This is a genomic window from Microvirga lupini (assembly GCF_014191055.1).
Classification (GTDB): domain Bacteria; phylum Pseudomonadota; class Alphaproteobacteria; order Rhizobiales; family Beijerinckiaceae; genus Microvirga; species Microvirga lupini_A.
Genome location: NZ_JACHWB010000004.1, coordinates 101,903 through 118,695, shown reverse-complemented (window position 1 = coordinate 118,695; position 16,793 = coordinate 101,903). Strand labels below are relative to the sequence as shown.

General features: G+C 64.8%; 13 protein-coding genes. 9 read left to right on the top strand and 4 right to left on the bottom strand.

The window, feature by feature from the left end; all coding sequences use genetic code 11:
• Window positions 1–150 precede the first annotated feature (150 nt).
• The 4 genes from FHR70_RS15945 to FHR70_RS15930 all read right to left on the bottom strand — a co-directional run bounded on the left by FHR70_RS15945 (window position 151) and on the right by FHR70_RS15930 (window position 5,538).
• The gene (locus FHR70_RS15945; protein WP_183452490.1) at window positions 151–1,245 is read right to left on the bottom strand and encodes an FAD-dependent oxidoreductase; all 1,095 of its coding nucleotides are present in this window, start codon (window positions 1,243–1,245) and stop codon (window positions 151–153) included.
• A gap of 39 nt (window positions 1,246–1,284) precedes the next feature.
• Window positions 1,285–2,340 (bottom strand): sn-glycerol-3-phosphate ABC transporter ATP-binding protein UgpC, encoded by a 1,056-nt coding sequence (locus FHR70_RS15940; protein ID WP_183451916.1) that lies wholly within the window; start codon window positions 2,338–2,340, stop codon window positions 1,285–1,287.
• A gap of 75 nt (window positions 2,341–2,415) precedes the next feature.
• Entirely contained in the window at window positions 2,416–3,858 is a 1,443-nt protein-coding gene (locus FHR70_RS15935; protein WP_183451914.1) for an FAD-binding oxidoreductase, read from the bottom strand.
• A gap of 69 nt (window positions 3,859–3,927) precedes the next feature.
• On the bottom strand, window positions 3,928–5,538 hold the full coding sequence (locus tag FHR70_RS15930) for a phosphoenolpyruvate carboxykinase (RefSeq protein WP_183451912.1): 1,611 nt from the start codon (window positions 5,536–5,538) through the stop codon (window positions 3,928–3,930).
• Between the two features lie 527 nt (window positions 5,539–6,065).
• On the opposite strand from FHR70_RS15930, the gene FHR70_RS15925 reads away from it, so the two are divergent.
• The 9 genes from FHR70_RS15925 to FHR70_RS15885 all read left to right on the top strand — a co-directional run bounded on the left by FHR70_RS15925 (window position 6,066) and on the right by FHR70_RS15885 (window position 16,789).
• On the top strand, window positions 6,066–6,764 hold the full coding sequence (locus FHR70_RS15925; protein WP_036354150.1) for a response regulator transcription factor: 699 nt from the start codon (window positions 6,066–6,068) through the stop codon (window positions 6,762–6,764).
• 72 nt (window positions 6,765–6,836) lie between these two features.
• Window positions 6,837–8,690 (top strand): sensor histidine kinase, encoded by a 1,854-nt coding sequence (locus FHR70_RS15920; RefSeq protein ID WP_183451910.1) that lies wholly within the window; start codon window positions 6,837–6,839, stop codon window positions 8,688–8,690.
• The gene (locus tag FHR70_RS15915) at window positions 8,687–9,142 is read left to right on the top strand and encodes an HPr kinase/phosphatase C-terminal domain-containing protein (protein WP_183451908.1); all 456 of its coding nucleotides are present in this window, start codon (window positions 8,687–8,689) and stop codon (window positions 9,140–9,142) included. Before FHR70_RS15920 ends, FHR70_RS15915 begins: the two co-directional genes overlap by 4 nt.
• 88 nt (window positions 9,143–9,230) lie before the next feature.
• Window positions 9,231–9,632, top strand: a complete 402-nt coding sequence (locus FHR70_RS15910) for a PTS sugar transporter subunit IIA (RefSeq protein WP_183451906.1) — start codon at window positions 9,231–9,233, stop codon at window positions 9,630–9,632.
• A 5-nt stretch (window positions 9,633–9,637) separates the two neighbouring features.
• Window positions 9,638–9,958, top strand: a complete 321-nt coding sequence (locus FHR70_RS15905) for an HPr family phosphocarrier protein (RefSeq protein ID WP_183451904.1) — start codon at window positions 9,638–9,640, stop codon at window positions 9,956–9,958.
• A 106-nt stretch (window positions 9,959–10,064) separates the two neighbouring features.
• Window positions 10,065–11,465: an adenosylhomocysteinase gene (gene ahcY / locus FHR70_RS15900; RefSeq protein WP_183451902.1), complete on the top strand. Its 1,401-nt coding sequence runs from the start codon at window positions 10,065–10,067 to the stop codon at window positions 11,463–11,465.
• Between the two features lie 417 nt (window positions 11,466–11,882).
• A complete protein-coding gene (locus tag FHR70_RS15895; protein ID WP_183451900.1) occupies window positions 11,883–14,450 on the top strand; it encodes a sensor histidine kinase in 2,568 nt (855 codons plus the stop codon).
• A gap of 8 nt (window positions 14,451–14,458) precedes the next feature.
• Entirely contained in the window at window positions 14,459–16,045 is a 1,587-nt protein-coding gene (tsaE, locus tag FHR70_RS15890) for a tRNA (adenosine(37)-N6)-threonylcarbamoyltransferase complex ATPase subunit type 1 TsaE (protein WP_183451898.1), read from the top strand.
• Between the two features lie 9 nt (window positions 16,046–16,054).
• Window positions 16,055–16,789 carry a nucleotidyltransferase family protein gene (locus tag FHR70_RS15885; RefSeq protein WP_183451896.1) on the top strand — a complete coding sequence of 245 codons (735 nt, stop codon included), beginning with the start codon at window positions 16,055–16,057 and terminating at the stop codon, window positions 16,787–16,789.
• The last annotated feature ends 4 nt before the right edge of the window (window positions 16,790–16,793 follow it).

Sequence of the window (16,793 nt, the reverse complement as noted above, 5' to 3'; positions counted from 1 at the left end):
CATTCCAGGGCGGCTCGAAAGAGCCGAGCCCGGAATCCGTAAACGCTAACGGTGCAGGAAGAAGCGTATCGCTCATCGCTCTTTCTTGAAGCGTAGTGGTTATGGATTCCGGGCTCTCGCTTCGCTTGTCCCGGAATGACAGCGGAAATCCTAAGGGCTCAACCTCCCCGCCACATCCTCGGCCAGCGACAGACACGACGTCAGCCCCGGGCTCTCGATGCCGAAGAGATGGACGAGCCCGGACAGTCCATGCTCCGCCGGGCCGTCGATCATGAAGTCGGCGGCCTTCTCGCCCGGCCCGGTGAGCTTCGGGCGGATGCCGGCGTAATCGGGAACGAGCGCTCCGTCAGGCAGCCCCGGCCAGTAGCGGCGGATCGAGGCGTAGAAGCTCTCGGCCCGCTGGGGATCGACCTCGTAAACCTCCCTGTCGATCCATTCCACATCCGGGCCGAAACGCATTCGGCCGGCAAGGTCCAGCGTCACATGGGTGCCCAGCCCCCCGTCGACGGGGGCTGGATAGATCAGGCGCGAGAAGGCGGGCCTGCCGAGGCAGCCGAAATAATTGCCCTTGGCCAGCACGAGCGGCGGCACGCGCTCCGCTGGATAGCCCTCCGTCGCGCGGGCGAGCGCCTGCGAACCGAGACCGGCTGCGTTGACGACAGCATCAACCGTCATCTCTGTCGCTTCCGCGCCGCCGACCTGCACATTCCAGCCCGCGCCGCTTCGCATGATGCGCTCGACCGGGGCATGGAAGGCGATGACGCCACCCGCATCCTCCAGATCACCCTGCAGCGCCAGCATCAATGCGTGGCTGTCGATGATCCCGGTCTCACCTGATAGCACCGCGCCGGTGCAGGAGAGGTTCGGCTCAAGCCGCCGCGCCTCCTCGCCCGTCAGGAATGAGAGGCCCTCGACGCCGTTCGCCAGCCCCTGCTCGTAGATGCCCTCGATCTTGGCCTGTTCGAGATCGTTGGTGGCCACGATGAGCTTGCCGCATTTGGCGTGCGGCACGCCGTGGCTCTCGCAGAAGGCGTAGAGCCTGCGTCGCCCCTCGACGCAGTGGCGGGCGCGCAGCGAGCCGGACGGGTAGTACATCCCGGCGTGGATGACCTCGCTGTTGCGCGAGGACACGCCGTTGCCGATACCGCCGGTGGATTCCGCCACGATCACACTGTGACCGCAAAGGGCCAGCGCGCGCGCGACGGCGAGGCCAACAACCCCGGCTCCGATCACCAGAACGTCGATGACAGCCTCCCGTCGCTTTGCAATGCGCCGCGATGCCGGTCAGAGGCGCTGGCCGGTCTGCTCGTCGAAGAGATGCACGAGCCTCAGGTCCGGCGTGATGCGGATCTGCTGACCGGGCTTGGCATCGATGCGCTCGCGGAACACGCCCACAACGTCGGCACCAGCGAGCTTCGCGAAGACCTGGGTCTCGGAGCCGGTCGGCTCGACCACCGCGACCTCCGCCGGCAGGCCATTGGCATCGTCGAGAATGAAATGCTCCGGCCGGATGCCGTAGACCACGGGCTTTCCATCGGAGGCCGCAGGCATATGGTCAATCGGCAGGGCGGTGCCGTCCTGCGCGATGAAACGGCCGCCCTGCAGATGCCCCTTCAGGAAGTTCATGGCGGGCGAGCCGATGAAGCCCGCGACGAAAAGATTCGCCGGCCGGTCGTAGAGCTCGAGCGGTGCGCCGATCTGCTCGACGACGCCGTCATGCATCACCACGATCTTGTCGGCCATGGTCATGGCCTCGATCTGGTCGTGGGTCACGTAGATCGTGGTGGTCTTGAGCCGCTGGTGCAGGGCCTTGATCTCTGTACGCATGGCCACGCGCAGCTTGGCGTCGAGGTTGGACAGCGGCTCGTCGAAGAGGAACACCTGGGGATCGCGCACAATGGCCCGGCCCATGGCGACACGCTGGCGCTGGCCGCCGGAGAGCTGGCGCGGATAGCGATCGAGGAGCTTGGCGAGCCCAAGGATCTCGGCGGCGCGGTCGACCCGCTGTTTGATCTCAGCCTTCGACGCCCGCTTGAGCTTGAGGGAGAAGCCCATGTTGTCCGCGACCGTCATGTGAGGATAGAGCGCGTAGTTCTGGAACACCATGGCGATGTCGCGCTCTTTCGGCGGCACGTCGTTGACCACCCGCGGGCCAATGCGCAGCTCGCCGCCGGAGATGTTCTCAAGTCCCGCGATCATACGAAGCAGAGTGGACTTGCCGCAGCCGGACGGTCCCACCAGGGTGACGAATTCGCCATCCTCGATATCGAAGGACACGCCCTGGATGACCGAAACCGGTCCAAAGCTCTTCTGGATGTTGCGAATCTCGACCGAGGCCACGGATCTTCCTTCCAAATCGTCGTTGGCCGGGCCCTCAGGACCGGCCGCGCCATCCTAGGCATGCGCATGGGCCGGTCAAGGCAGAGCCGGCGGCAATTCAGCTTCGAGAGTCAGGACCTTGCCGGGATTCAGGATGTTCTGCGGATCGAGCGCGCTTTTCAGCGTCCGCATCAGATCGAGGGCCACCGGATCCTTGTAGAGCACCAACTCATCGCGCTTGATGAGGCCCACCCCGTGCTCGGCGGAGATCGAGCCGTTCATATCATGCACGATGTCGTGGACGATCCGGTTGAAACGCTCCCACTGAGCGAGGAACGCAGCCTTCTCCATGGCGACGGGCTGGCTCAGGTTGAAGTGGATGTTGCCGTCGCCGAAATGCCCGAAGGCGCAGACGCGCACGCCGGGCAGGGCCTCCTCGCAGGCCCGGGTGGCCGTGACGATGAAGTCCGCCACCTTCGAGACGGGCACGGCGACATCGTGCTTGATCGACCCGCCTTCGAGCCTTTGCACGTGAGACAGGCTTTCGCGCAGGTGCCAGAGTGCCTCGCCCTGGGCCTCGCTCGCAGCAATGACCGCATCCTCGACGATGCCGGCCTCCAGCGCCTCGCTCAGAACAGCCTCGATACGCTCGCGCAGATCGATTGCGGGATCCGGCGACGACAGCTCGATCAGGGCATAGGCTTCGTGCCAACCGCCAAGCGGAGGAACGGCGCCTGCGGCATGCTTGAGCACGATCTCCAGCGCGAAGCGGGGCATGAACTCGAAGGCCGTCAGCTGGTCGCCCGTGCGCCGTCGCAGGCGGTCGAAGAGGTCGAGCGTCGCGTGGGGCGAGGCGCAGCCGATGAAGGCGACAGTCCTGCTCTTCGGCCGCGGAAAAAGCGTCAGCACCGCCGCCGTGACGATGCCGAGCGTTCCCTCCGATCCGACGAAGAGGTTCTTCAGGTCGTAGCCCATGTTGTCCTTGCGCAGGCCCTTCAGCCCGTTCCAGATCCGCCCGTCGGCGAGCACGACCTCGAGCCCAAGAACGAGGTCGCGGGTATTGCCATATCGCAGCACGTTCACGCCGCCCGCATTGGTGGCGATGTTGCCGCCGATCCGGCAGGAGCCCTCGGAGGCGAGCGACAGGGGAAACAGGCAATCCACCTTCTCGGCTTCGTCCTGCACCGCCTTCAGGATGCAGCCGGCTTCCACCGTGATGGTGGCGTTGAAGGCATCGACCTCGCGAATGCGGTCGAGGCGCGCGAGCGACAGGACGATGCCATCGTACGGCACGCCTCCGCCGACCAGACCCGTATTGCCGCCCTGCGGCACGATGGCGACACCCGCCTTCGCGCATTCGCGAACCACGAGAGCAACCTCCTCTGTACTGCCGGGGCGGACGACCGCCAGGGCGGCGCCGCGGTAAAGCCTGCGCTCCTCGACGAGATAGCTTTCCATGGCGTCCGGGTCGCGAATGACCTGCTGGGCTCCAAGGCTTGCAGTCAGGATATCCAGAAGATCGGATCGGGTGTCGGTCATCGGAAGCACCAAACGAAAAGGCGGCCGTTGGCCGCCTTCTACACGATTTCAGGGGAGAGATAACTTTTCTCAGGCGGCGATCGAGGTCTGGGGCCCTGCGGAGCGCACGTCGGAATCCACGTGTCCCTCGAAGCGCTTGAAGTTCTCGTTGAACATGTCGATCAGGCGCTTGGCCGTCTCGGCGAACTCCGCCTTGTTCTGCCAGGTCTTGACCGGATAGAGGATGTGCGGCTCGACGCCCGGCACCGAGGTCGGCACCGCGAATCCGAAATAAGGATCGCGGCGGAAATCGGCGCGGGAGAGCGAGCCGTCGAGCGCTGCGGTGAGCAGGCGGCGGGTGACGCGGATCGGCATGCGCCGGCCGACGCCGTACTTGCCGCCGGTCCAGCCTGTGTTCACGAGCCAGCAATCCACATGGTGCTTGGCGATGAGATCGCGCAGCAGGTTGCCGTAGACCGACGGATGGCGCGGCATGAACGGCGCGCCGAAGCAGGTCGAGAAGGTGGCCTCAGGATCCTTCACGCCTTTTTCCGTGCCGGCCACCTTGGCGGTGTAGCCCGACAGGAAGTGATACATGGCCTCGGCGGGCGTCAGCTTCGCGATGGGCGGCAGCACGCCGAAGGCGTCGCAGGTGAGCATCACGATGTTCTTCGGAATGCCCGCCCGGCCCGTGGCGCTCGCATTGGGGATGAAGTCGAGCGGATAGGCGCAGCGTGTGTTTTCCGTGCGCGACGCATCGTCGAAATCGGGGATGCGCGTGGTCGGGTCGACGATCACGTTTTCCAGCACCGTGCCGAAGCGCTCGGTGGTCGAGAAGATCTCGGGCTCCGCCTCGCGGGAGAGACGGATGGTCTTGGCGTAGCAGCCGCCCTCGAAGTTGAACACCCCGTTCGGGGCCCAGCCATGCTCGTCGTCGCCGAGCAGGATGCGGTTCGGATCGTTGGAGAGCGTGGTCTTGCCGGTGCCGGAGAGCCCGAAGAACACGGCCACGTCACCCTCCTTGCCCACATTGGCCGAGCAGTGCATGGGCATGACGTTCTGCGAGGGCAGCACGTAGTTGAGATAGGTGAAGACCGACTTCTTCATCTCGCCCGCATAAGACGTGCCACCGATGAGGACGATCTTGCGCTTGAAATCGCAGGCGATGACCGTCTCCGTGCGGCAGCCGTGGCGGGCCGGATCCGCCTTGAAGGACGGCAGGTCGATGATGGTCAGCCCTGGCACGTAATCGGCGAGTTCGCCCTGCTCGGGGCGGATCAGGAGATTGCGGATGAAAAGCGAATGCCAGGCGAATTCCGTGAAGACCCGTGCCTTGACCCGGTAGCTTGGGTCGGCACCGCCGTAGAGATCCTGGGCGAACAGCTCCTTGCCCTCGGCATGGGCGAGGAAGTCGGCCAGCAGGGTGTCGAAATGGCCCGGGGTGATGGAACCGTTGTTGTCCCACCAGACGGTGCTTTCCGTGGTCTCGTCGCGCACCACGAATTTGTCCTTGGGCGAGCGGCCCGTATGGATGCCGGTCTCGGCCAGGAGGGCGCCGCCTTTGACGAGCTTGGTTTCGCCCCGGGTCAGGGACTGCTCGTAGAGTGCGGGCGCCTCAAGATTCCAGTAAACCCGTTTGAGATTGCGAAGGCCAAAGGCCTCAGCGCCCTGCGCGCTGTTGAAGACGCCGATATTTTCCACGGAAGATGTCTCCTGATCGCCAGTCGCCGTGCAGCCGAATGTGCCGCCGTCCGATGGCCGTCACATGGGATAGGTCAAACAACGCGGCTAAAACTTTGCCGTCTCGCTTGAACATAGAACCTTCTTTAGGTCAGCTGACGAGGCCGTCAACTCAAGCCGTTTCATTGCATTCTATTTTCGTCAAAACTAGCCGCCTGACAGCCCCAACTTCAAGGATTCACGAGGTTCAGGGGAGTTCTTTCGTATGATTGACAGATTGCCTTTGGGGAAACCCCGGCCTTCCCTTGCCCCAGGCCACGCTTCGTGCTGGGCCACAAAGGAAATCTGTCCGATCCGTAATGCGCCGTTCATCTCCGGTTGAAGCGGCTGTTCCTAAACCCCACTATCAGGTCCTCCCTGGTCATAGCCCCGGGGAAAACCATATTTATGCCACGAGAAAGGCGCAGTTGGGGACGTTTTAGGGCCTTCTGCGTTGTCAGACGGGGCAAAAAGACGACATTCGTCTGTGCCAAACTAAGGAAGAGTTCATGCCAACGATCGCCCTTGTCGATGACGATCGCAATATCCTGACCTCTGTTTCCATCGCCCTCGAGGCGGAGGGCTACCGCATCCAGACCTATACGGATGGGGCTTCGGCCCTGGACGGGCTCAAGCACGCCCCGCCGGATCTGGCCATTTTCGACATCAAGATGCCCCGCATGGACGGCATGGAGCTGCTGCGCCGTCTGCGGCAGAAATCGGACCTTCCCGTGATCTTCCTGACCTCGAAGGACGAGGAGATCGACGAATTGTTCGGCCTCAAGATGGGCGCCGACGACTTCATCCGCAAACCTTTCTCCCAGCGTCTCCTGGTCGAGCGCGTGAAGGCGGTTCTGCGCCGCTTCGCCCCCAAGGACCAGAGCGCCCCCAAGGAGGCCGATCCGAAAGCCCTGGAGCGCGGCCAGCTCAAGATGGATCCCGAGCGACATGCCTGCACCTGGAAGGGCGAGCCGGTGACCCTGACGGTCACGGAGTTCCTGATCCTGCAGGCCCTCGCCACGCGCCCTGGGGTGGTGAAAAGCCGCAATGCGCTCATGGATGCGGCCTATGACGATCAGGTCTATGTGGACGACCGGACCATCGACAGCCACATCAAGCGCCTGCGCAAGAAGTTCAAGTCGGTTGACCAGAGTTTCGAAATGATCGAGACCCTCTACGGCGTGGGCTACCGCTTCAAGGAAGCCTGACGCTGAAAGCGCGAGCAACCTGGAAGGACCTTGGCCCGGTGCGTTCATCGGGTCACGGGTCAAGCGAGTGGCATGAAGGCTGATCCCATCCACGCCGAAGCGGGTTTCGACGATCCGCCTGCTCCCCAAAGCACCCTGGAGCGGCTGAAGCTCTTCGGCCGCATGCTCGTGCAGCGTGCCTCGTCCAGCCTGACGCGCCGGATCGTGGTGCTCAATCTGGCCGGGCTCGTGGCCCTGCTCGTGGGCTTCCTCTACCTCAACCAGTTCCGCGAAGGCCTCATCGAGGCCCGGGTGCAGAGCCTGCTCACACAGGGCGAGATCATCGCCGGCGCCATCGCCAGCTCTGCCACGGTGGAGACCAACACCATCACCATCGATCCGGACCAGCTGCTGCAGATGCAGGCCGGTGAAACGGAGCGGTTCAACGACGAGTCCCTCTCCTCCCTCGAATTCTCCATCAACCCGGAACGCGTCGCGCCTCTCCTGAGGCGCCTGGTAACGCCGACCAAGACCCGTGCCCGCATCTTCGACCGTGAGGGCATGCTCCTCCTCGATTCCCGGTCGTTCTACTCCCGCGGCGACATCCTGCGCATGGAGCTTCCTCCGGTCGCCACCGTGGAAGACACGACGACCGTCATGGAGCGCACCTGGAACAGCATCCGCAAGATGTTCCGGCGCACCAAGCGACCGGTGCAGGAGGAGGCCGGACCGGTCAACGGCAAGTCCTTGGCCGAAGTGCAGCAGGCGTATACGGGCCAGCAGGCGAGCGAAGTGCGCGTCAACGCCCGCGGCGAGACCATCGTGTCGGTAGCCGTGCCGATCCAGCGCTTCCGCACCGTGCAGGGTGCGCTCCTGCTCTCGACCCAGGAAGGCGACATCGACGCGATCATCGCGTCCGAGCGCTTCGCCCTGCTTCAGGTTTTCCTGGTGGCCGCCGTGGTGATGATCGTGCTGTCGCTGTTCCTCGCAGGCGCCATCGCCGGCCCGGTGCGGCGCCTGGCAGAGGCGGCCGAGCGGGTGCGATGGGGCACGAAATCGCGCCAGGAGATTCCCGACTTCACCAATCGCGCCGACGAGATCGGCCATCTGTCGGGGGCGCTTCGCGACATGACCAAGGCCCTCTACAACCGCATCGACGCCATCGAGAGCTTCGCGGCCGATGTGGCGCACGAGCTGAAGAACCCATTGACCTCCCTGCGCAGCGCGGTGGAAACCCTGCCGCTCGCCCGCAGCGACGAATCCCGTGGGCGGCTCCTCTCGATCATTCAGCACGACGTGAAGCGCCTTGACCGCTTGATCAGCGACATCTCGGATGCCTCACGCCTCGACGCGGAGCTTGCCCGCGCCGATGCCGAGCCCGTAGATATGGTGCGCCTGCTCGAGGCCGTGGTGTCGGTGGCCAATGAGCGCCGCCAGGAACACGACCCTCTGATTACGCTGAACATCGAGAACGCGGCCAAGAATCGGGATGCCTTCCTGGCGCTCGGCCACGACAGCCGCCTGGGCCAGGTGTTCAACAACCTCCTCGACAACGCCCGCTCATTCTCGCCACCCGACGAGACGGTGAGGGTCTCCATGCGCCGCCGCCGGAACGATGTGGAAATCCTGGTCGAGGACAGCGGACCCGGGATCGAGCCCGATGCTCTCGATCGCATCTTCGAGCGCTTCTACACCGACCGGCCCGAGCAGGGCTTCGGCCAGAACTCAGGTCTTGGGCTGTCCATCTCCCGCCAGATCATCGAGGCTCATCGGGGCACGATCCGGGCCGAGAACCGGCTTGGAGCGCCCGATGAGAGCGGCGAGCCCAGGCGTCTGGGCGCCCGCTTCGTCATCCGGCTTCCCGTCGAGGGTGCCAGGGCCCGGAAGGAGCAGGGAAGAAGGAGCAAGGATCGCGACAGACGCGAGGCAGGAAAGACCGGGTCGTGAGCGACCCGCAAACCATCCATGCCGGCTGCGTGCTGATTGGGGAAGCCGGCCTCCTGATCCGGGGCGCATCAGGCTCCGGCAAATCGACTCTCGCCCGGGAGGTGGTGTCCCGCGCCCTTCAGGCAAGACGTTTCGGGCGCCTCGTCAGCGATGACAGGACCCGGATCGCGGCCCGGCACGGTCGTCTCGTCGCCCAGCCGGTCGAGCCGCTCGGCGGGTGCATCGAGGTGTTCGGCCTTGGGATCATCCGGCAGCCCCATGAGCCGGCCGCCGTCATTCGCCTCGTGATCGATCTTTCCGAGGACCTGCCGCGCTATCCGGAAGAGCAGGATGGACATGTTGTCCTCTGCGGCGTCATGGTCCCTCGCATTCGCATGCAGGCCGGAGCAGTCTCTGCGGACATCGCCTTGGCCTGCCTGAGTGGTGTTTGCGACACGGTCGTGACACTGTGATGAACTTTTGCTCTTATTGCTCTTGCGCTTGGCTTCGCGGTGCACAAAATAGCGGCTCCGCTCTCGGAGCGTTCGGACCTGTAACAATATGATTGGAATGGTGCTCGTCACCCACGGGCAGCTCGCGACGGAATTCAAAGCGGCGCTCGAGCATGTGGTGGGACCTCAAGAGCAGCTTGAAACGATCACGATCGGCCCCGATGACGACATGGAGACACGGCGCAAGGACATCATGGACGCCGTGTGCCGGGTCAATTCAGGCCAGGGGGTTGTGGTTCTGACGGACATGTTCGGGGGCACTCCCTCGAACTTGGCCCTGTCGTGCATGAATGGTGGCTCCGTCGAGGTGGTAGCCGGCATCAACCTGCCCATGCTCATCAAGCTCGCCAGCGTGCGCGACGAGGAGCCCCTGACCGATGCGGTGTCCCATGCCCAGGAAGCCGGGCGCAAATACATCAACATCGCTTCGCGCGTCCTCTCGGGAAAGTAACCAGCATGGACAGGCCCCTCGATCAGGACTGCCCGCCGGTTGTCGTGCCCGAAGGCGCCATGGTGCGGGAACTGCCCATCATCAACCGCCGCGGCCTGCACGCCCGCGCCTCGGCCAAGTTCGTCCAGACCGTCGAGCGCTTCGATGCCGATGTGACCGTCACCCGCTGCGGCGAGACCGTCGGCGGACGCTCCATCATGGGCCTTCTCACGCTTGCGGCCGCTCAGGGCACCACGATCACGGTTACGGCCAAGGGGACGGATGCACCGGCCTGCCTGCAGGCCATCGACGATCTCCTCGCCAATAAATTCGGCGAGAACGAGTGACCTCGGAAAACATATAAAGACATCTTTATATCTTGATTGCCTCTGCCCCGGCTCTCTGGTAGAGACGGCGCCAATTCACTCAGGATTGGTGCAAAGAGAGGCCATCATGGCACAGGATTACATCGTCAAAGACATCGGCTTGGCTGAGTTCGGCCGCAAGGAGATCTCGATCGCCGAGACCGAGATGCCGGGCCTGATGGCCGTTCGCGAGGAATACGGCCCGAAGCAGCCCCTCAAGGGCGCCCGCATCGCCGGCTCGCTCCACATGACCATCCAGACCGCGGTGCTGATCGAGACGCTGAAGGCTCTCGGCGCCGACATCCGCTGGGTGTCCTGCAACATCTACTCCACCCAGGACCACGCCGCCGCCGCCATCGCGGCCGCCGGCATTCCGGTCTTCGCCTACAAGGGCGAGACCCTGAAGGAGTACTGGGACTACACCGCCAAGCTGTTCGACTGGCACGATGGCGGCATGCCCAACATGATCCTCGACGACGGCGGCGACGCCACCATGCTGGTTCATCTGGGCCTGCGCGCCGAGCAGGGCGACACCGCCTTCCTCGACAAGCCGGGCTCCGAGGAAGAGGAGGTGTTCTTCGCGCTGATCAAGCGCCTGCTCTCCGAGAAGCCGAAGGGCTGGTTCGCCGGTCTCGCCGAGTCGATCAAGGGCGTGTCGGAAGAGACCACCACGGGCGTGCACCGTCTCTACATCATGGAGAAGGAGGGCAAGCTCCTCTTCCCGGCGATCAACGTCAACGACTCGGTCACCAAGTCGAAGTTCGACAACCTTTATGGCTGCCGTGAATCGCTCGTCGACGGCATCCGCCGCGGCACGGACGTGATGATGGCCGGCAAGGTCGCCATGGTCGCCGGCTTCGGCGACGTGGGCAAGGGCTCGGCCGCCTCATTGCGCCAGGCCGGCTGCCGCGTGCTCGTGTCGGAAGTCGACCCGATCTGCGCGCTCCAAGCCGCCATGGAAGGCTATGAGGTCACGACCATGGAGGACGCGGCTCCCCGCGCCGACATCTTCGTCACCGCCACCGGCAACAAGGACGTCATCACTCTCGACCACATGCGGGCGATGAAGGACCGGGCGATCGTCTGCAACATCGGCCACTTCGACAACGAGATCCAGGTCGCGGGCCTCAAGAACCTGAAGTGGAACAACGTGAAGCCGCAGGTGGATGAGATCGAGTTCCCCGACGGGCATCGCATCATCCTGCTCTCGGAAGGCCGCCTCGTGAACCTCGGCAACGCCATGGGACATCCGTCCTTCGTGATGTCGGCCTCGTTCACGAACCAGACGCTGGCCCAGATCGAGCTCTTCACCAACCAGGGCAAGTACGAGCGCAAGGTCTACACCCTGCCCAAGCACCTGGACGAGAAGGTGGCCTCGCTGCACCTCGAGAAGATCGGCGTGAAGCTCACCAAGCTGCGCCCCGACCAAGCGTCCTATATCGGCGTCTCCGAGAAGGGCCCGTTCAAGCCGGATCATTATCGCTACTGATCGGCCTCACCTTTACGAGCTGCGAAAGCCCGGCTCTCCGCCGGGCTTTTTCTTTGTCTGTCGGCTCTGGCGCATCGGATGGATCCTAAAAGTGCAAGTCCACTTTTAGGTCCAATGCTCGAACGAATCGACAGAGTGTCGCACCGGCATGTGTGTGACCCGATTGCAATATGGTTCGACGAATTGCGCACAGGTTCTCCAAAGGAAGTTTAAGCCGGTGTTAACCCTCTTCCTGGCGGAGTCAGGGGTGGTCTAAGGTGAACACGAATCGACCGGCTGTGCTTCGGCATCGAACCTGCGCCGGCAGTTCCGTTCATGCGTAGACGGTTGACCTCGGAGGCGTCGAAAGGCGCGGCCGGGGATTGATCCAACTTGGCCTGGTTGTCAGGCCGCCAACACGGGAAGGGCAGCAACGGCATGGCCGGGCTTGGGGAGCGTCACGATGGCAGCGGAGACGGGGGAAGCCTCCTCGTCGGGTCTGCCCGTGCGTCCCTATCCCTGATGTTGCTCACTGGCACGTCCCAGGCGGCACTCGCCAACGACCTCCTGCAGCCGCTGTCCGAAAAAGCCTCCGATCTCCTCGGCTTTCTGCACGGCTTCAACCTGCACAACACCGTTTATCTCAGCCTGTCCATGGGGCTTGTCGCGACGACGACCGTCGTGGCCCTCCTGTTGTGGCAGGAGCGCAAGCGCGCTGCCCGGGTGGAATGGGCCCTGCGCAATGAGCTCAGCGCTTTGCGCGGCGCAGATGACTTGGCGGCCCTCCTCATGGGCTCGGAGCGCCAGCTCCTGATCAGCTGGCATGGTCGCGACGGCGAACCGCGCTTCCAGGGCGATCCGTCCATCATCGGCGAGAATGCGCCGGCCCAGCGGGCGCTTGCCTTCGGCACCTGGCTCAGCCCCGCCGATGCGGCCGCCGTGGAAGGCGCTCTCGAGCAGCTCAAGCTCCGCGGCCAAGCCTTCCGCCTCACGGCGCGCTGCACCGGCACACGCTTCATCGACGTGGAAGGCCGCACCATCGGCGGCCGGGCGATCCTGCGCCTGCGCGACGTGACCGGGGATCGGGCCGAACTCCTGAAGGTGCAAGGACAGCTGGCGACGGCGCGCAGCGATCTGCGCTCCATGACGATGCTGCTCGACGACGTCGCCTATCCCCTCTGGATCCGCGATGCGGACGACCGGCTCCTCTGGGCGAACCAGGCCTATCTGCGCTCGGTCGAGGCGCGCGACCTCGACGATGCCATCGGCCGCTCCCTCGAGCTCCTCAGCGCGCCGACCCGTGACGAGGCGCGGCGCCAACGCCTCTCCGGCACCACCTATTCCGGTCGTGTGACGGCTGTGGTCGCTGGCCACCGGGCCGTGCTCGACGTCATCGAGCGCCCGACGGCCGGCGGCAGCGCGGGCATCGCGGTCGATGTGTCGGAGCTGGAGGCTGTGCGCACCGATCTACAGCGCCAGATGGACGCCCACGTGCGCACCCTCGATCAGCTGCCCACGGCGGTTGCAATCTTCGACGGCGCGCAGAACCTCATCTTCAGCAATTCCGCCTATCAGAGTCTCTGGGGCCTCGATGCCGCGTTCCTCGCGTCGCGTCCATCGGACAGCGAGGTTCTCGACCGCCTTCGCGCGGCCAGGAAACTCCCCGAACAGGCAGATTTCCGCGCCTGGAAGACCGACTTCCTGCAAGGCTACCGTTCCGTCGAGCAGCAGGAGACCTGGTGGCACCTGCCCGACCGGCGAACCCTGCGCGTAGTCGTCAATCCCAATCCTCAGGGCGGCGTGACCTATCTCTTCGACGATGTGAGCGAGCGTTTCGAGCTGGCCTCGCAGGTTCACTCGCTCACCCGCGTGCAGAGCGAGACGCTCGACACCCTGAAGGAAGGCGTTGCGGTGTTCGGCTCGGACGGACGCCTCAAGCTGCACAACCGCGCCTTCGCCGACATGTGGGGTCTCGCGGCCGAGATGACGGCGGCAAATCCGCATATCGACACGGTGATCAAGGCCTGCCGTCCGCTGGCGACCCGCGACGAGCCCTGGATCGACATCCGCGGCGCGGTGGCGGGTCTCGCCGACATGCGCATGGGGCTTTCCTGCCGCATCGAGCGGCATGACGGCTCGGCGCTCGACTGCACGGCGCAACCCCTGCCCGACGGCGCGACGCTTTTGAGCTTCACCGACGTGACCGCGAGCGTGAACGTGGAGCGCGCGCTCACCGAGCGCAACGAGGCGCTGGAGCGCGCCTCGCGCCTGCGCGACGAGTTCGTGCATCACGTGTCCTACGAGCTGCGCTCGCCGCTCACCAACATCATCGGGTTCACGCAGCTTCTCGGCGACGAGACCGTGGGCGCGCTCAATCCGCGCCAGCGCGATTACGCCGACCACATCATGCGCTCCTCGGCAGCTTTGCTCGCGATCCTCAACGACATTCTCGATCTCGCCTCCATCGATACGGGTTCGCTCGAACTCAGCCCCGAAATCGTCGATATCCGCTCCACCATCGAGGCGGCGATGCGCGGGCTGGAGGATCGTCTCGCCGAGTCCTCGCTGCACCTGGTCATCGACACGCCGGACGACATCGGCACGTTTGTCGCCGACGGCAAGCGCGTGCGCCAGATCCTGTTCAACCTGCTCTCCAACGCGGTTGGCTTCTCCTCGCCAGGCCAGACGATCCGCGTCTCGGCCCGCAAGCGCGGGGCTGAGGTGATCTTCGAGGTGAAGGACCAGGGCCGCGGCATTCCACCGGAGATCAAGGCGAAAATCTTCGAGCGGTTCGAGACCCATACGCTCGGCACCCGTCATCGCGGGGTGGGCCTCGGCCTATCGATCGTGCGTTCCTTCGTGGAGCTGCATGGCGGGCGCATCGACATCGCGTCCGCGCCAGGCCAGGGCACCACGGTCACCTGCATCTTCCCGAACGAGAGGTATGAGACCCCGTCCGATGGCCGATCCGCGCAATCTGCGCTAACTCCCATCGCAGCCGAGTAGGAACAGCGATGGTGAATGGATTGGCCCTCATGCCCGATCAGGAACTTATGCAGGCCGCATGGATCGTGACGCTTCCCGATCACGAGGCGACGGAGCGCTTCGCCGGCATCCTGGCCGAGGAGCTGAAACCCGGCGATCTCGTGACCCTGTCGGGCGGCCTGGGAGCCGGCAAGACGACGCTTGCCCGCGCCCTCGTGCGCATTCTCGCGGGCGATCCGGAGCTTGAGGTCCCGAGCCCCACCTTTACCCTGATGCAGGTCTATGACGGCCCGCGCAGCCCCATCGTGCATGCGGATTTCTACCGCCTGTCCGGCGGCTACGAGCTGGTGGAGCTGGGCTGGGACGAGATGACGGAGAACGCCATCTCCCTCGTCGAATGGCCGGAGCGAGCCGAGGACGCGCTGAAGCCGGAGCATCTCGACATCCGCCTCGATTTCGCCCCTGGCGGCCAGGGCAAGGGCCGGCTCGTCATGCTGACCGGCACGGGCGCCTTCGCGTCCCGGCTCCAGCGCATGAAAGCCTATCGCAACCTGGTGGAGCGCTGCGGCTGGGGTGATGCCAAGCGCCAGCCCATGATGAGCGACGCCTCGGTGATCCGCTCCTACGAGCGTCTCGTGAAGCCCGACGGCTCGACCGCGCTCCTGATGATCTCGCCGCCGCGCCCAATCGGGCCCGCCGTGCGGCGCGGCAAGCCCTACACGACCATCGCCAAGCTTGCCGAAACGGTTCACGCCTTCGTGGCCATGGACAAGGGCCTGCGGGCGCTGGGCTTCAGCGCACCCTATATCTACGGCGAGGATCTGGAGGCGGGCCTGCTCCTCATCGAGGATCTCGGCGCCGAGCCCGTCGCCGACGAGAGCGGACCGATCCCGGACCGCTATGCGGAGGCCACGCGCCTCCTCGCCCAGCTCCATGGCCAGACCCTGCCGCAGGTGCTGCCCGTCAGTGATGGCATCGACCACACGATCCCGGCTTATGATCTCGAGGCGCTTCTGATCGAGGTGGAACTGCTGCTCGACTGGTACGTGCCGCACATCATCGGCACGCAGCTCTCGGGCTCGGTGCGGGCGGAGTTCGTCAATCTCTGGACCGAGACCCTGGGCGAGGTTCTCTCCGCGCCTGTCACCTGGACCCTGCGCGACTACCACTCGCCCAACCTGATCTGGCTGCCGGGGCGCGAAGGCCTGCAGCGTGTGGGCATGATCGACTTCCAGGACGCGGTGTTGGGCTCGCCCGCCTATGACGTCGCCTCGCTGCTGCAGGATGCGCGCGTGACGGTGCCGCCGGAACTCGAACTGAAGCTCATCGGGCTTTATGCCCGCGACCGGAAGGCGGCCGATCCGGGTTTCGACGTGTCGGCCTTCGCCCGCGCCTACGCCATCATGGCGGGCCAGCGCGCCACCAAGATCCTCGGCATCTTCGCCCGCCTCGACCGGCGGGACGGCAAGCCGCATTACCTCAAACACCTGCCGCGGATCGAATCCTACCTCATCCGCAACCTCGCCCATCCGGCCCTGGGGAAGCTCAAGGGCTGGTATGAGACCCATCTGCCGCGGCTCATCCCGCCCGCGGATGAAGCCCCTCCCGAATCCTGAGCCAATCCTTTGTCCCAGACCCCTCCGCGCGTGCCCCGCAAAGCCATCGTCCTCGCCGCAGGTTTGGGCAAGCGCATGCTGCCGATCACGGCCACCATGCCGAAACCCCTGGTGAAGGTGGCGGGCCGGAGCCTCATCGACTTCGCCCTCGACAAGCTGCACGAGGCGGGCGTCGAGACGGCGGTGGTGAACGTCCACCACTTCGCCGACATGCTCGAAGAGCACCTGCGCACCCGCGAGACGCCCCGCATCGTCATCTCGGACGAGCGCGGCGAGCTGCTGGAAACCGGTGGCGGCGTGAAGAAGGCCCTGCCCCTGTTGGGCAATGAGCCCTTCATAACCTTCAACTCCGACTCCCTCTGGATCGAAGGCAAAGAGCCGAATCTGCTACGCTTGGTGCAGGCCTGGGATCCGGACAGGATGGACATCCTGATGCTCGTGGCCCCGTTATCCACAAGCATCGGATTCGAGGGCCGGGGCGATTTTCACCAGGATCCGGACGGCCGTCTGCGCCGTCGCGGGTCCGACGATAGCGCTCCTTTCGCCTACGCGGGGGTCGCCATCGTGAAGCCGGAACTGGTGCACGGCACGCCGGACGGACCGTTCTCGGCCAATGCCTTCTACGACCGCGCCATCGCCAACGGCCGTCTCTACGGCTTGTGCCTGGAGGGGCAGTGGCTGCATGTTGGAGAGCCTCAGGCGATTGCCGAGGCCGAACGATGCCTTGCCGCCAGCAAGCAGTGAGAGT

Coding starts and splice junctions, on each gene's coding strand:
- FHR70_RS15895 (WP_183451900.1), top strand. CDS start 11,883: ATGGCCGGGCTTGGGGAGCGTCACGATGGCAGCGGAGACGGGGGAAGC.
- FHR70_RS15935 (WP_183451914.1), bottom strand. CDS start 3,858: ATGACCGACACCCGATCCGATCTTCTGGATATCCTGACTGCAAGCCTT.
- FHR70_RS15905 (WP_183451904.1), top strand. CDS start 9,638: ATGGACAGGCCCCTCGATCAGGACTGCCCGCCGGTTGTCGTGCCCGAA.
- FHR70_RS15925 (WP_036354150.1), top strand. CDS start 6,066: ATGCCAACGATCGCCCTTGTCGATGACGATCGCAATATCCTGACCTCT.
- FHR70_RS15910 (WP_183451906.1), top strand. CDS start 9,231: ATGATTGGAATGGTGCTCGTCACCCACGGGCAGCTCGCGACGGAATTC.
- ahcY (WP_183451902.1), top strand. CDS start 10,065: ATGGCACAGGATTACATCGTCAAAGACATCGGCTTGGCTGAGTTCGGC.
- tsaE (WP_183451898.1), top strand. CDS start 14,459: ATGGTGAATGGATTGGCCCTCATGCCCGATCAGGAACTTATGCAGGCC.
- FHR70_RS15920 (WP_183451910.1), top strand. CDS start 6,837: ATGAAGGCTGATCCCATCCACGCCGAAGCGGGTTTCGACGATCCGCCT.